This is a genomic window from Gordonia terrae, assembly GCF_051789125.1.
GTDB classification, from domain to species: domain Bacteria; phylum Actinomycetota; class Actinomycetes; order Mycobacteriales; family Mycobacteriaceae; genus Gordonia; species Gordonia terrae_A.
In genome coordinates this window covers 372,554-387,666 of the sequence record NZ_CP196526.1, presented here as the reverse complement: position 1 = coordinate 387,666, position 15,113 = coordinate 372,554, and the positions used below count along the sequence as shown (strand labels likewise).

Here is a 15,113-nt window from a genome sequence, read left to right as displayed (position 1 = left end):
TACCCAAAGGCGAGTTTCATGGCTGATGTGCCCGGAGTCATCTCTATGTGAACCTCTCGGATCGGGACGCGCTCATCCAACTGGACCGAACCCGCCGTCGGACGCGCACGCCGTTCTGACTCGCCTTCACGCCGGATAGAGGCGACTCCACACCCGTCTCCCCCGACTACATTCCGGCAACCGCCGCATGCGTGCCATCTACCTGGCTCGCTCGACGCAAGCCGCGACGCAGCATTCCCTTCCCGGATACTCGGCCCACCCACCATGCCATCCTGGAATCCGTGGATCTCATCAGGCACCTGCGCTTCTTCGTCGCCGTTGCCGAGGAAGGGCACTTCGGCGAGGCGGCCGCCCGGCTGGAGATGACCCAGCCTCCGGTCTCCCAGGGTCTTCGCCGGTTGGAGAAGCACCTCGGAGTCCAACTCATCCGGCGAACGACGCGCGGCGCGGAACTCACCGACGCCGGGCGAGAACTACTCCCCCGCGCGCGCCTCCTCATCGACGATGCCGCGCGGTTCCACGGAGAGGCGCGACGACTCCGGGACCGCAGAGAGGTACTCCGCTGGGGCGCAGTGTCTCTGGTGGGGACGACCCTCACCGCCACTCTGGCGCAACGTATCGCGCGGATCTCCTCGGGACAGGAGATGGCGAGCGCGTCGACGGTGAGCCTCATCGACCAGGTGTCCTCCGGCTCGCTCGATCTCGCCGTCGTCGAAGCCCCCTGTGTCACCGGCCCGCTGATCGCAGGGCCCGTGGTGGTCGTGCGACGCTCCGTCATCGTTCCGGCATCCCACCCGGCGGCGACCGCTGAGCGCCCTCGCCTTCGGCATCTGGCCGGGCTCGACTTCTGCCACACGCCGCGCTCGTTCAACCCGCCCGCTCACGACCAGCTCATCGACAGACTTCGCGAATCCGGCCTCGATCCGCATCTGCTCCCCGTCGCCTCCTCGGATCAGGTACTCGCCGCTGTCGCCGCCGGTCGCGCCTTCGCGTTGACCGCCGAACCCGGTGTCCTTGCCTCGGTCGAGGCGGTGCGCGCTGTGTCCATCGGTCGGGACGCCACCGCATTGCGCCTGCGGGTGGTGCACCGCGAAGCCGCCGTCGGCGAGGTCGCGGAGGTCGTCACCGCGGCGCTCTACAAGATCGGCAAGGCATCGTGAGCGGGGTGGGTTCACTTCCCTCGACCGTCCGATCGGACCTCGACCACACCGTCGGTGGACTGTTCAACGACGCCGGCTGTTCCGGCTGGCTGCATGCGCGCACGATCGGGCCGGCTCCGGTCGAGTACTGCTTCGACGCCGACGCCCCCGTCGTGCTCGCATCCGTCTACAAGTTGGTGGTACTGATCTCGTTGTGCCGCATGTCAGATCGCGGTGACATCGATCTCGAGTCATCGCTCACCGTCGATCCCACCCGGTGGGCGCAGGGCCCGACCGGCCTCGGCCTCTTCGTCGACCCGGTGACCATCTCCTGGCGCGACCTCGCGACGTCGATGATGACGGTGTCCGACAACGTCGCGGCCGATGTCATCCTCACCCACATCGGATTGCAACAGATCCATGATGACCTCACCGCTCTCGGCATGACACACACCCGGATCGTCGGCGGCGTCGCCGAACTCCACGATCGTCTGCAGCGAGAGACCGGAACCAGCACCGTCGCAGAAGCTTTCGCGGCGTTGGCCGATCCGGATTCCGATGTGTCGGTCAGCGCGTACGACGCCGCGTACTCGAGTTCGGCCACGCCACGTGAATGCACGTCACTCCTGGATGCGGTCTGGACCGACCGTGCTGCGTCGACGGCGTCGTGTGCGTTCATCCGACAGACGATGCGGAAACAGGTCTTCACATCGCGCCTCGCGTCAGGGTTCCCGTTCCGGCGTGTCGACGTCGCAGGCAAGACGGGAACCCTCGTCGCCATCCGCAACGAGATCGGCGTCATCGAGTTTCCGGGCGAACTTCCCGTCGCGGTGGCGGTGTTCACGATGAGCGCCAGGTCGGAGATGGCGCTCCCCGAGGTCGACCGGGCGATCGGCCTGGTGGCACGGGCGGTGGTGACCGAACTCCGCTCGCCGGACGACACCGAGAACAGTGGGCGGTGAACTGGTCCGATAGCGAATCGCTATCGACCGATCGCGCGTCGCATCTTTGCATCTCCGCGGCCGCACTAGTTGGCTCGCAGCATGCGTCGATGGTGGGCACTGGTGTGCGTGTGCGTGATGGTCGTGGGGACGGTCTCGGGGTGCTTCCTGTCTTCGGAGTCACCGGAGGACACCCTGCGGTCCTTCGCCGCATCGCTGCAGAAGGGTGACGCCGATGCCGCCGCGGCGCTCACCAACGATCCGGCTGCGGCTCGGGTCGCGATCTCGTCGATGTTCGATGGCATGGGCGCGACACCCAAGCTCTCCGTGACGGGGGAACTCGTCGACGACAAGAAGGTCAGCGGCACACTCGACCACCGGTGGCAGATCCGTGATCGCGCGGTCGCCTATCAGACCTCTGTCGTGCTCGCCGATACGGATTCAGGGTGGCGTCTCCAGTGGCAGCCCTCAGTGCTGCATCGACAACTCCGTAACGGTGACACCTTCTCCTACAGCGACGACCGGGCCTACCGCACACCTGTGCTCGACACCAGCGGTCGTCCACTCATGACCTGGCAGACGGTGACCCTGGTCGATCTCCAACGCGCCCAACTCGGTTCGGCTGAGGCGCTTGCGCGTGCACTACGCCCTGTCGAAGCGGGTATGACCGCCGCGGGAATCCGCAAGAACTTCGACGGCAACAACGCATCACAGCAGACAGTCATCCGGCTTCGCGAGTCCGACCTCACACGCGTCAAGTCGTCCGTGGAAAAGATCCCGGGAGTCTCGCTCACCGAACAGGGTGCGCTGCTCAGCGCGACCAAGGCCTTGCATTCGCCGGCGATGGCCGGCCTCGAGGACATCTGGCGGAGAACGATCGACGCCACGGCAGGGTGGTCGATCCAGATCGTCGACGCCGAGGGCACCCCCACTCATCTCGTCGACTCCGCGCAGCCCGGCACGACGCCACCCGTACGCACCTCCCTCGACCGCGACATCCAGTCCCGCGCCCAGCTCGCCGTCGACGGCGAACGGCGTCCGGCGATGATCGTCGCGATCGAACCCTCGACGGGTGGGATCGTCGCTGTCGCACAGAACAGCGCTGCGGACAGGTCGGGTTCGGTGTCGCTGTCGGGTCTGTACCCGCCGGGTTCGACCTTCAAGACCATCACGACCGCGGCGGCACTCGACGCCGACGCCGTGCAGCCGACGTCACAGGTCAGGTGTCCTGGTCGGGCAACGATCGAAGGACGAACCATCCCGAACGAGAACGACTTCGACCTCGGGACCACAACACTTCCCACCGCATTCGCCCGGTCCTGCAACACCACGATGGGTGCGCTCGCGAACACCTTGTCCGACGACGCCCTGACCACGATGGCGCGCCGCTTCGGCATCGGCGCCGACTACGCGATCCCGGGCCTGACGACCGTCACCGGCTCGGTGCCCCGCGCCGACACGCCCGCGCTGCGCGTCGAGAACGGCATCGGTCAGGGAACTGTGACGGTGAGTCCGTTCGGCCTCGCCCTGGCCGAGGCGAGCCTGGCACGCGGCGAGACCGTCACCCCGTCCCTCGTCGCAGGTCAGAGCACCACAGGCGACGTTCAGCCGCAGCACATTCCCGACGACGTCGTGCGCGCCATCCGGAGCATGATGCGTGACACCGTCACCCGAGGAACGGCGACCACTCTGCGCGACATTCCGGGCCTGGGAGGCAAAACCGGGACCGCCGAATACGGTGACAACAAGAACCCGCACGGATGGTTCGCCGGAATAGTCGGTGACCTGGCGTTCGCCACGTTGGTCGTCGGCGGCGGATCGTCGAGTCCGGCGGTCGAGGTGACCGGAGAGTTTCTGCGACCGTTGACGAACTAGCTTGCCCCGCAGATGGAGGATGGAGAACCAGATCCGGCAGATCCCTCACTCTGCATCCAGATGCTCACCTCACCGGTTCCAGATCCTTGCGGTACAACACCTTCCCCGACGCGTCGACGAGTTCCACACTCAGTACCTTGGTCCTCCCGTCGATGAACACCTCACCGAAGTGCTGAAAGCCCTCGGCCGGTGAGACATTCGATTCGGTGGGTGCATGGACGAATTCGTATTCAGCGCCGAACGTTCCGTCGAGCGGGCTCTCGGGGAACGCTCCGGCGTGCAGCGGTCCGGCGACGAACTCCCAGAACGGCGAGAAGTCCTTGAAGCCGGCTCGGTCTGGCTCGTAGGAGATCGCGGCGGTGTAGTGGACGTCCGCTGTCAAGAAGACCACGTTCTGGACCTGCTTCGTCTCCGACAGGATGCGTCCGAACGCGATTTCCCGCCCCAGCGGATCGCCGTTGTCCCCCTGTGCCACGGCCTCCATCGCCTTCGGACCGTTCGGCGGTGTCGTGTTCTTGTCTCCGACAACGATGCTCAGCGGCAGGTCGTTGGCGACGACCTTCCACGTCGCGCGCGAACCCTTGAGCCCGTCGATGAGCCACTGCGTCTGTTCGGCTCCCAGCAACCCGTCGACGTTGTCCTTGGACCACGCATCGGGATTGGGGTCCTTGAAACTCCGCATGTCGAGGACGAACACATCGAGGAGCGGTCCGTAGGGCACTCGGCGGTACACGCGGTCCGACGCGCCGATCTCGACAGGTTGCCACTCCTGCCATGCCTGACGCCCTCTGCGCGCCAACACGTCGACGCTCATCTCGGTGTAACCCTCACGCCCCTGGCCGACAAGACTCTCACCGGGGAACCAGTTGTTGACGACTTCGTGGTCGTCCCACTGCACCAGCTGGGGGACCGATCCGACGAAGCGTCGAAAGTGCTCGTCGGTGAGGTTGTAGGCGTAGTTGCCGCGGAGCTCCTCGACTGTCTGTGCCACTTGCTCTTTCGCCGGGCTTGTCACGCTCCGGTAGATCTTGCCGTTGTTCTGCTTCTGCGTGGGTTCGACGGGGTTGTCGGCGTAGATGGCGTCACCGGAATGAATGAAGAACTGCGGATTGCGGTCGGCCATGGTGGAGAAGATCGTCATGCCGCCCATGTCGGGATTGATCCCCCACCCTTGGCCCACCACGTCACCTGACCATTGGAATCGGATGTCACCGTCGCGCACCGGAGCGGTGGTGAACGTGCCGGTCACCGGTTCGCCGAGCGCGCCGCCCTCGCCTTCGAGAGTGACGCGATAATGCACGGTCTGCCCCGGTTCGAGTCCGGCCACGCGCAACCGGCCGGTGCCGTCGGACGCGGGTGTCAGTTGTGGACCCCGCAGTTTGCGTGCGTTACCGAATGATTCGTTCGACGCGGTCTCGACGATCAGAGTCGCCGGGCGGTCCGACCGAGCCCACACCAGTGCCCCGCCGCTCGTCACCTCGCCGGTCGCCACTCCGTGTGTCAGCACCGGCCGATTTCGGACCAGGCTCGTCGACGACGGCGTCGAGTTCGACGATCCGCACGCCGCAATCGCCGCCCCGAGTGGTACCAGGAGTGCACCCGCGCCGGCACTGCGCAGGATCGTTCGGCGGGAGACGTCACGAGATCCGTTGGTTGCAGCCATGCGGGCCACCCTCGCGCACCAACTCCACGCGACGGTGAAGTCCGGGTGACGTCCCGGTGTCCAGCCCCGCCACGCGGACCAAGGACCCCTTGACCGTTCGGTGCGCGTGGGCTCAGATGGACGGATGGGTGACGAACTCTTCGAACACAAGACCAAGTCCGAACTCACTCGCGAAGAAGCCGCGCAGCGACTTCACGAGCTCGCGGACGCGATAGCGCGCCACAACGAGGTGTCGTTCGTGGAGAACAACAAGACCGTCCGCGTCGACATCCCGCCGAGGGTCAAGCTGAAGGTCGAGATCGAGCGCGGGGCCGAGGAATCCGAGTTGGAGATCGAGATCACCTGGTAGTGATCCGCTCCGGGGAACGGCGCAGCATGCGCCCGTGAGAGGCGGCCGCCAAGTGTTTCGCTCACTCTGAGGCTGAACGTCGTCGCTCGTCTCGGTACCCCTTAGCTTCGACGGCAGGTGAATTGCCGCGAAGGAGAACCATGACCGAGACCGCCACCCGCCTCAACGACGTCGACATCGCTGCAGTAGGCCAGCTCGTCGAGGCCATCCAGGCCGATGCGACCAAAGCACAGACGACGTGGGCAGCACACGTTCAATGGAATGGCGCATTCGCGTCAGAGGCCAAGGTGCGCACCTTCTCGCCCGTGGCGTCGGACGAGCCCGCCGCTCTCGGAGGTGGCGACGCCGCCCCGAACCCCGTGGAACAGCTTCTCGGCGCCCTCGGCAACTGCCTTGCAGTCGGTTATGCCGCCAACGCGACACTCGCCGGCATCGAACTCAAGGACCTGCGCATCGACCTGAAGGGCGATGTCGATCTCCACGTCTTCCTCGGCCTCGAGGAAGGGCACGCCGGTTTCAGTTCCATCAGCGCCAAGGTGACCATCGAGTCCGACGCCCCGCGCGAGAAGCTCGACGAGCTGCACGCGAAGGTCAAAGCCAGCTCGCCGGTCGGACACACCCTGGCCAGCGCGGTGCCGGTGGAGATCGTGTTGAACTGAGTTTCGGAGTTCTCGGACTCGGCGACCGTCTGGTCGAGATCCGAAAGAAGCTGGGCGAGTGCAGGGACCACGTGCGCTCGCCCAGCCTTGTGCCGTGCTGGTGCGCAGCGGTCAGAGTGTCGTATCCCCGTCCTCTTCTGTGAGTATCAGGTGATCGAGGCCGCTTCTCGACAGCGGGCCGCCGAATGTGGCCGGAAGAATGAGCCACTACCACAACCGATTCAGCGCAGAAGGAATCTGCACCACATCATACTCAGCGAGGTGGAGCGTCGGAGGTTCGAAGGCGACCTCGACGATGTACCGGCATCTCCTCTCTGATGGACCCGATGCCGGGCGCTGTCGAGGCGTTCCAGCCAGATCTCGAGAATGGGGAGCAGGTCGTCGCGCACCTTCGAGAGTTGGCGGAGTCGTAGACTCGCCTTGTGCCCGCTCCCGCCGATCCCCTGGTTCTTGGTCACAAGCTCGTAGCGGTCCTCGAGAGCGGAAGGCGCACAGCCACCTACAAGCTCGCGGTGCTGGTGGTACTACTCGACCTCGCAGTCGAATCGGTTCCCGAGACCCCAGACGCGAGTGTGGACATCGATCTCGACGAACTCACCAGCCGCGTCATCGAGCTGTACTGGCGTCAGATGCGTCCCCTAGACGGCACCCGGTTGCGGCAATCCAACGATGGCCGAGGGGTCATCTTCGACGCCGTCGCGAATCTGCGGTCCCAGACAATTGCGCATCGGGAGCGCGCAGTCGGCCTCTTCGCGACACGGGACTCGAGCGCCTACCTGATCGCCCACGCAAGTGTGAAGCGCACCCTCGTCCGGTACCCGCTGAAACTGTTGCAAAATCTCACTTCTGACGACGACAACGAGCGTTTTCTCTATGACGACTCGTGGATGGGTACCGACTCGCGGAAGGCGGTCGCCAATCACGGCAACAGGCTCACCCTGTTCCCCGGGGTCTGCCTCACCCTCGCACGTCTTGCGCCGCTGCTGAAGCCTGCTTTCCAACTCGCCTGGATCGACGATGTCCGTCGCATGAACAAGACCATTCTCGACGACGGTCCGGACCTCGCCGGTCATCTCTTCGGTACCGACCGAGTGTCGCTACAGCGAGCCGGTGACGCTCTCGTCGACGAGTTCGGCCCGTCGTGTTTCTACTGTGGGACAACGACAACGCGCATCCGGCACATCGACCACGTCTTGCCGTGGTCGCGCGTAGGCATCGACGGATTGGCCAATCTCGTAACCGCCTGTCGGAGTTGCAACATCAACAAGTCCGACCGTTTGCCGGCTCCGCTTCACGTGCAGCGCGCCCTCGACCGAGGACGTTCGACGCTCGACGAGATCGGCGCCGACATCAACTGGCCGAGCCAGTACGACCGCGTCGTCGCAGCTCGTCACGGCCTCTACGCCACGCAGCCGGACAGCACACCGATCTGGCTCGGACGCAACAACATCACTACGTTCCCCCGCACCGACATCAACTGGCGTCGGCCGGGAATCCGCAACAGTGGCCGGTGAGTCTTTCCTGGATTTCGCTCATTCCGGGGACAATCCGGCCAAGATTCGGGCCATCAGGTAGCCGGAGACCCGCAATTCACCGTTCTGCCCGTTCCGGGGATAGTCGGAGTGGATGTACGCACCTTCGCGTTCGACGCCGTCGGCGGTAGTCCTGCTGCCGACATCGAGCTGCTCCAGCTTGGTCAGCGGCGGCGCCGGACCGTTGCCGACTCCTCCCAATCTGTCGATGAAATCGCTCGTGCCCATCATCACGTACCCGTGCCCGTCCTTGAGACCGAGTTCCGGTTCGTCGTTGGCCTCGAATCCGGGCGAACCATAGAAGACCGCCTCGTCAACCGGATGGCCACCGGGATCCTGCAGTGCCAGTCCCTGGGTTAGAGACCCGTAGGAATGCCCCAACGCCACGATATGCGGGTCGTCTTTGGTCGACGTGGCGTCGATCGCCCGGTAGAAGTTGGCGAGATCGGTCGCCCCGTCACTCGCCCTGTCTTGTTGCGCGACTTCCAGCCACGGGACGCCGAAAGGTCGGCTGCTGTCTTTGTCTGGTGGCTCAAAATCGAGCCAGGAGATCGTCGAGACCTTCTCGTTGCCGCGGCCGGCATTTCGTAGCTCGTCCAGGGTCTCATCTCGAAGCGCAGCGGACTCGCCGAGCATCGAGCCGAAACTGTTACGAATGTTGGTGTCCAAGCCCGGAGTTGTCACCGAGACGTGGTCTGCGTCGTCGGGATTCCCCAGTGCAACCGCCGCCTTGCCCTGTTCGGCCGAGAACATTTCCATGACAAGCAACATTCGACCGAGCGGATTGTCCGGGCTCCACTCGTCTGTTCCGATCAGCTCTTGCAACTTCTTAACGTCATCGATCTTTTTCTCGACCTGCTCGAGTTCCGCATCCTCATTGCTGAACAGACCCCACAACTTGATCTGCTCCTTCAGCTGATCGCGACGATCCTCGAGTTGCTTCAACACCGGGTTGAGTTGGGCCACATTCGCCTCGTGCCGGACAGCGGAGGGGATGCCGTCGACGTTGCCCAGTAGCTCGGGACGATCGCGCAGCAGTTCCGCTTGCTGCTCGGGAGACAGCGCGTCCCAGTAGGCCTTCACCTCGTACGGGGTCTTGTCCTTGGGCGGTTCGAGGGCGGTCAATCCGCCCTGGTCGGCGCCGGCCTTCATCGCATCGTCGACGGTGGCGGCTCCATCCGACGTGATCTTGCCGTCACGGATCGCATCGAACACCCGGGCGGCGTCACCGTCGACGTCGGCAGCCTGGGTGATCAGGGCTTTCGCGGCTGTCTCCAGGGACTTGCGCAATCCCTCACGGGCCTCGTCGTCCTCCCGATCGGGCGTCGGCACTGCGGTGACGGACCCGTCATTGTGGATGGTCATCGACGCACCCGCGGCTTGCGCGCGAAGGCCGGCCAACCGAACTTTCAGGTGATTGACCGCCGCAGACGTCTCGACCGCAAGTTGTCTCGCCGCGCCCAGGACGGCGGCCTCGTCGCGGAGGTCGTCTGCGGTGAGAGTGTAGAGCTGGCGAGCGGAGTCTGCTCCCTCGCTGTACCAGCCCGGGAGCCGGCTCGCTGTTCGGAGTGCTTCGTCCACCTCTGAAACAGTCGTCACCCGCTTACTGAGCGAGTCGGCCATCGTGTCCAGCGCGCCGGTGTTCCAGGCATCAATGGTGGCCAGATCCATCGTTTTCAGCCCTCACCTGCTGGAGACATGCCCGTCTGCAAACTGGGTGGAGTAGGCATCGCCGGGCCTTCGGGGCGCCGGCACGGTGTCCGGATGGAGAGCACTCCGGCTTTGAAGGACATGAGCTTCATCGAACCGTTCTCTGAATTCGTGAAGCGAATTTCCCTATTGCCCGGCTCGTTCTTGAACGACGACTCGTGGGTGATCCCACGATCCCTGGCGGCGGTACGTACCAAAGTAGCCGCCTGGGGCCACGCCTGCTCGCTGATAGGCACATCCGAGACTCGCGCATCCAGTTGGACGGTCATCCCATCGGTGTCCAACCACTCTCCGGAACACGGCCGACGGTGGTCCGGGTAGTGATCCCCAGGTTCCATCGTCGACTCAAACCGAACCCCCGGCGCGATCGCCTCGATCTGCTCGACCAGCGAGGCCCGCACCGCCCGGTACTCCTCAAGCGTCGCCTCCAGACTCGGCAACTCACGAAGCTGCCCATTCAACTCCGCAATACGCTCAGCCGACACCTCCTCGGCCGGACCGAACGTCGCCTGATTGACCGCCGAACACCCGGACACAAGCGCACCCGCCACCAACAGCACACTCACGAAACGTCCACGCATCAACGAGCCCCCTGACCCTGTATGGCACCTCACCCGAACGGGGTACGACACGAATGATCAACCGCGCGCATCCGAAAGACAAAGCAACCGGTAATGCGCCTCGCGCTTCCCGTCCACCACGCCCTCGGCCCCGTAGTAGAGCATCAGCGTCGAGTCAGCGGCACCGGCGTTGATGCAATCCTGTTTCGCGTCGGGGTGGTTCTGTGGCAGCGGATCGTCGACACGCGCGTCGACCTTCCTTGCCCCTTGTTCAGTGCACGCCACACGGTGCGGCCGCTGGGGTGGCATCTCTGACGAGATGCACTCGCCCCGTTGCACATTGTTGATAGACGTCGTTGGATCGAGGTCCTTCGGTCCGACGCACAGGGCTGCGCGTTGCGGCGACGTCAGCGTCACCGTGCGCTCGACCCCGTCTACCTCGACGCATCGAGCCAACTCCGTCAGCTCGACCACCTCGTAGACCCTGTTCACAGCACGCGGGGACGAGCACGAGACGCGGTCCACCACCGTGCCCGCCGCATTCCACACCACGCAGTCCCCTACCGCGAACATTCGTTCCCTGTCCGCGCCGCTCTGTCCGTCGCGTAACGCCGTCATGAGCCCGGCGGTGAGAATGATTACACCGAGGACGACCCCTCCACCGATCAGCAGCGCGACCATGCAGCCGCTTCCCTGCTTCTTCGGTGGCGGAGTGCGGCTCATAGGCCCGCCGGGACCTGGAAACGGGCCGGGATGCTGTGTGGGCCAGGGAGATCCGAGATTCGGCCGAAGACCCTGCGTGCCGGTGTTGAACAGGCCACCGACATAGGGGGCCTGGCCTGGATGGCCGACAGTCGGGTGTTGCCGCGAATCGGGATTGGGGTGGTGAGGAAATCCCGGCGGTTGGGGCGAATTCACACGGCGGACAGTAACAGCGCCGGGCGGCCACCATCCGGGTCCGTCCACAGGCTCTAGAACGTACGCGTCCCCGATCACCGCCCCACGGTCCAGGCGTATCGTCGCCGTGTGACCGACCGCATCACCGAAGAATCAGCATCCGAACACAGCGCAGGTCACGCGCTACTCGACCACCCGGCTCTCGCGGCCCTCACCGGGCCGCACGCGCACTTCGCGGAACGCCACGGCGCGGCCCTACGGTACGACCCCGATGTCTGCCCGATGGCCGCTCTCCCGGATGACCCGACCGCGCAGGACTGGTCCGACGCTGCCGAACTCGTCGGTCCGGGCGGTTCCCTGTTCCTGCCCGTCGTCGCCGACCGTCCGCCCTCCGGCTGGGAGACCACGATGGACCGGCCCGGCGTCCAGATGATCGATACCGGCGTGGTCACGCGACCAGACGACGAAGCCGTGACGCTGACGACAGCGGATGTGCCGGAGATGACAGATCTGGTCCGACGCACCAGGCCCGGTCCGTTCCGTCCCCGAACCATCGAGATGGGCACCTACATCGGCATCCGACGCGCCGGTCGGCTCATCGCGATGGGCGGTGAACGACTCAGGATTCCCGGTCACACCGAGATCAGCGCCGTCTGCACCGACCCCGATCATCGTGGACGTGGACTCGCGTCGCGCCTCGTACTCGCTCTCGCACAGGGGATTCGGGATCGCGGTGACGTCCCGATCCTGCACGCGGATGCCGGGAACACCGTCGCCATCCGACTGTACGAACAACTCGGCTTCGACGTTCGCGCCGAGGTGCGGTTCCGGGTGTTCACCGCCCCGCGGTGAACACTCCCCGAGGTCACCGCCGTTTCAACGACTTCGCCAGCGGCGCAATCTCATCGAGGTAGATCGAGGCCAGCACACCCGATTCGTCGGCCATGTGCCGCACCCGGTCGGCCTCCGCCCGATCCCACTCGGTGGCGACGACGTGCTCGAAATCGTCGATCCCGCCGACACGGTCTAGCCACGCCTGCTTCTCCTGGCGGTGCTGTATCTGCGCGACGATCTGCTCGTAACCGGCGAAGGCCTCCAGGCGCCGCACGAGTTCATCGAGCCGGCCCGACAGCAGGAGCGACTTCTCGGCAAAGGTGGAGATGACGTCCGGGTCAGCGGCCAGGTGCCCTGACGGCGCGTCGCCGAGTAGGACGAACTGGTCGCGGAGGCCGACGGCCGCGTTCGCGATGGCGGTGACCTCACCACCCAGGTCAACGCGCACGGAGTGACGATCGAAGAAGTCGAGTCGCCACGCGGGGAGGTCACTGATGCGATCGGCGACCGCCGCGGTCGTCCACGCGATCTGGCCGACCGGGTCGGATGAGAAGTGGTCGAGTTCGCCCGCGTCATGTTCGTGACGGCGAACCCGGCCTGCCGCATCGTCGGGTCCGGCGTCTCCTGCCTCGACCGGCAGACCGCGCCAGATGTCCAGCGCGAGGACGATGAACCCGCCGGCATCGCTCTGCACGTCGTCGGAGCGATCGCTGTTCAGTCGCCGCCGAATCGTCTGACACGACTCCCAGCGTCGGGCCTGGGCCAGTCGAAGCGTGTCGGCGAGGTCGCCCAGGGGGTCTGCCGAGGTTGTCGCGGGTCCGCGCGACGCCATCGGGTTGTCCGATTGCGACCGTGCGTCGGACCTCCGGGTGCGGAGGTCGTCACGCATGCCCGTGAACATCGCCGAGAACGCGCCGATCGCCATGCCCAACAGCACGACGAGGGCCGCCGCCATGACCACCACGAAGACGGCGATCAGGACGTACATCATTCATCCAGTAGACCACGCATCGCGAAGGCGGGGCACGGACTCGCAAGCGCTGACCGGGGACCCCGCGTGCCGTCGACCGCCGAATGTCGTCGGTACGGTCATCCCTGGTTCCTGGGGCGGTGGGACGCACGCGGATCAGCGAAACCGGACCAAGCAAGCACTTGGTTTGCTAGGTTCTGCGGCGATGGGATTCCTGAAACAGACCACTCCGGAGATCGACTTCGCAACCTGGAGTCAAGGCAGTCGGGCGGAGAAGATCCGCCCGATGGCGCGACACTGGGCCGAAGTGGGGTTCGGGACGCCGGTCGCTCTGCACCTGTTCTACGTCGGCAAGATCCTCGCCTACATCCTCATCGGCTGGGCGGTGGTCGTCAGCACACCCGGCATCGACGGGTTCTTCGACATCACTGCCTGGTACAACGAGCCGATCGTGTTCCAGAAGGTCGTGCTGTACACGATGCTGTTCGAGGTCGTGGGCCTCGGCTGCGGGTTCGGCCCGTTGAACAACCGCTTCTTCCCGCCCCTCGGGTCGATCCTGTACTGGTTGCGTCCGAGAACCATTCGGCAACCGCCGTGGCCCCGCATCCCGCTGACCGCCGGCGACAGCCGCACTCCCATCGACGTCGCGCTGTACGGCGCGCTCATCATCGTCATCCTGATCGCGTTGTTCAGCCCCGGCACCGGCGACGTTCCCGAACTGGGCACCACCGTGGGCGTCCTTCCGGTCTGGCAGATCTGGACCATCCTCGGCCTCCTCGCCGCCATCGGCCTGCGGGACAAGACGGTGTTCCTCGCCGCCCGCGGCGAGGTGTACGGCGCGCTCACCGTGACCTTTCTGTTCAGCGGCGTCGACATGATCATTGCCGCCAAACTGATCTTTCTGTGCATCTGGTTGGGCGCCGCTACGTCGAAACTGAACAAGCACTTCCCGTTCGTCATCGCCACGATGATGTCGAACAATCCGATCTGGCGATCTCCGAAGATCAAGCGCAAGTTCTTCGAGGACTTCCCCGACGACCTCCGACCTGGTCGGCGTTCACGCTGGATCGCCCACTTCTCCACCGCGGTCGAAGGACTCGTCCCACTCGTGCTGTTCTTCTCGCACGGTGGTTGGGTCGCTGCGATCGCGGCGGCGATCATGCTCATCTTCCACTTCGGCATCCTCTCGTCGATCCCGATGGGGGTGCCGCTCGAGTGGAACGTCTTCATGATGTTCGGCATCCTCGCGCTGTTCGTCGGACATCCGGGGATCGGACTCGAGGATCTTCGATCTCCTTGGCCCCTGGTGCTCTTCGCAGTGTCCGTCGGAACCGTCATCGTCGGAAACCTGTTCCCGCGCAAGGTGTCGTTCCTGCCGGGCATGCGGTATTACGCGGGCAACTGGGACACCGGGTTGTGGTGTATCAAACCGTCGGCCTCGGCGAAGATCGAGAAGGGAATCGTGGCCATCGCGTCGATGCCGGCCGCCCAGCTCGAACGGTTCTACGGCAGTCCCGAAGCCGCGCAGATCCCGCTGTACATGGGATATGCGTTCCGGTCCTTCAACAGTCACGGTCGGGCGTTGTTCACGCTGGCGCATCGTGCGATGGCGGGTGTCCCGGAGGAGCAGTACGTGCTCACCGACGGCGAACGGATCTGCAGCACCGCGATGGGTTGGAACTTCGGCGACGGCCACCTGTCGAACGAGCAGCTCATCGAATCACTCCAGCAGCGTTGCCGATTCGAGCCCGGTGAGGTTCGCATCGTCTTGCTCGACGCTCAACCGATTCATCGCCAGACACAGGAATACCGCCTCGTCGATCCTGCGACAGGCGAATTCGAACGCGGTTACGTGCGCGTCGCCGACCTCGTCACACGGCAACCGTGGGACGACCAGGTTCCGGTCACGGTGACGTGGCGGGCCGACGGCGTCGTTCCGGAGCGGCCAGATGGGGCAGTTTCGTCCGATTAGCGGGCACACTGC

The 15,113-nt window shown here is 65.0% G+C and carries 13 protein-coding genes; 8 read left to right on the top strand and 5 right to left on the bottom strand.

Annotation, left to right across the window (positions count from 1 at the left end):
- Nucleotides 1-281: 281 nt before the first annotated feature.
- The 3 genes from ACSUZC_RS01725 (at nt 282) to ACSUZC_RS01715 (ending at nt 3,955) form a co-directional block, all read left to right on the top strand.
- Nucleotides 282-1,160, top strand: a complete 879-nt coding sequence (locus ACSUZC_RS01725) for a LysR family transcriptional regulator (protein ID WP_439031218.1) — start codon at nt 282-284, stop codon at nt 1,158-1,160.
- Nucleotides 1,157-2,101: a serine hydrolase gene (locus tag ACSUZC_RS01720; protein ID WP_439031217.1), complete on the top strand. Its 945-nt coding sequence runs from the start codon at nt 1,157-1,159 to the stop codon at nt 2,099-2,101. The genes ACSUZC_RS01725 and ACSUZC_RS01720 overlap by 4 nt, the downstream gene beginning before the upstream one ends.
- Before the next feature lie 81 nt (nt 2,102-2,182).
- Nucleotides 2,183-3,955 (top strand): penicillin-binding transpeptidase domain-containing protein, encoded by a 1,773-nt coding sequence (locus tag ACSUZC_RS01715; protein ID WP_439031216.1) that lies wholly within the window; start codon nt 2,183-2,185, stop codon nt 3,953-3,955.
- Nucleotides 3,956-4,019: 64 nt separating this feature from the next.
- On the opposite strand, the gene ACSUZC_RS01710 is transcribed toward ACSUZC_RS01715, so the two are convergent.
- Nucleotides 4,020-5,618, bottom strand: a complete 1,599-nt coding sequence (locus ACSUZC_RS01710; RefSeq protein WP_439031215.1) for an alkaline phosphatase D family protein — start codon at nt 5,616-5,618, stop codon at nt 4,020-4,022.
- Nucleotides 5,619-5,742: 124 nt separating this feature from the next.
- Between ACSUZC_RS01710 and ACSUZC_RS01705 the strand changes: the two genes are divergently transcribed.
- The 3 genes from ACSUZC_RS01705 (at nt 5,743) to ACSUZC_RS01695 (ending at nt 8,140) form a co-directional block, all read left to right on the top strand.
- The gene (locus tag ACSUZC_RS01705; protein ID WP_439031214.1) at nt 5,743-5,967 is read left to right on the top strand and encodes an amphi-Trp domain-containing protein; all 225 of its coding nucleotides are present in this window, start codon (nt 5,743-5,745) and stop codon (nt 5,965-5,967) included.
- Nucleotides 5,968-6,107: 140 nt separating this feature from the next.
- A complete protein-coding gene (locus tag ACSUZC_RS01700; protein ID WP_439031213.1) occupies nt 6,108-6,626 on the top strand; it encodes an OsmC family protein in 519 nt (172 codons plus the stop codon).
- A 422-nt stretch (nt 6,627-7,048) separates the two neighbouring features.
- Nucleotides 7,049-8,140, top strand: coding sequence for an HNH endonuclease (locus tag ACSUZC_RS01695; RefSeq protein ID WP_439031212.1), 1,092 nt, complete (start codon nt 7,049-7,051; stop codon nt 8,138-8,140).
- A gap of 18 nt (nt 8,141-8,158) precedes the next feature.
- Here the strand turns inward: ACSUZC_RS01695 and ACSUZC_RS01690 are convergent, their stop codons facing one another.
- From ACSUZC_RS01690 to ACSUZC_RS01680, 3 genes are all read right to left on the bottom strand, one after another.
- A complete protein-coding gene (locus ACSUZC_RS01690; RefSeq protein WP_439031211.1) occupies nt 8,159-9,829 on the bottom strand; it encodes an alpha/beta hydrolase in 1,671 nt (556 codons plus the stop codon).
- A gap of 5 nt (nt 9,830-9,834) precedes the next feature.
- Entirely contained in the window at nt 9,835-10,434 is a 600-nt protein-coding gene (locus tag ACSUZC_RS01685) for an LppA family lipoprotein (protein ID WP_388055585.1), read from the bottom strand.
- A gap of 72 nt (nt 10,435-10,506) precedes the next feature.
- Complete coding sequence (locus tag ACSUZC_RS01680) at nt 10,507-11,109, bottom strand: hypothetical protein (RefSeq protein WP_439031210.1); 603 nt, start codon at nt 11,107-11,109, stop codon at nt 10,507-10,509.
- 345 nt (nt 11,110-11,454) lie between these two features.
- On the opposite strand from ACSUZC_RS01680, the gene ACSUZC_RS01675 reads away from it, so the two are divergent.
- Nucleotides 11,455-12,177 (top strand): GNAT family N-acetyltransferase, encoded by a 723-nt coding sequence (locus ACSUZC_RS01675; protein WP_439031209.1) that lies wholly within the window; start codon nt 11,455-11,457, stop codon nt 12,175-12,177.
- Between the two features lie 13 nt (nt 12,178-12,190).
- Here the strand turns inward: ACSUZC_RS01675 and ACSUZC_RS01670 are convergent, their stop codons facing one another.
- Nucleotides 12,191-13,150 carry a hypothetical protein gene (locus ACSUZC_RS01670; protein WP_439031208.1) on the bottom strand — a complete coding sequence of 320 codons (960 nt, stop codon included), beginning with the start codon at nt 13,148-13,150 and terminating at the stop codon, nt 12,191-12,193.
- Between the two features lie 184 nt (nt 13,151-13,334).
- On the opposite strand from ACSUZC_RS01670, the gene ACSUZC_RS01665 reads away from it, so the two are divergent.
- Entirely contained in the window at nt 13,335-15,101 is a 1,767-nt protein-coding gene (locus ACSUZC_RS01665; protein ID WP_439031207.1) for a DUF3556 domain-containing protein, read from the top strand.
- Nucleotides 15,102-15,113: the final 12 nt, after the last annotated feature.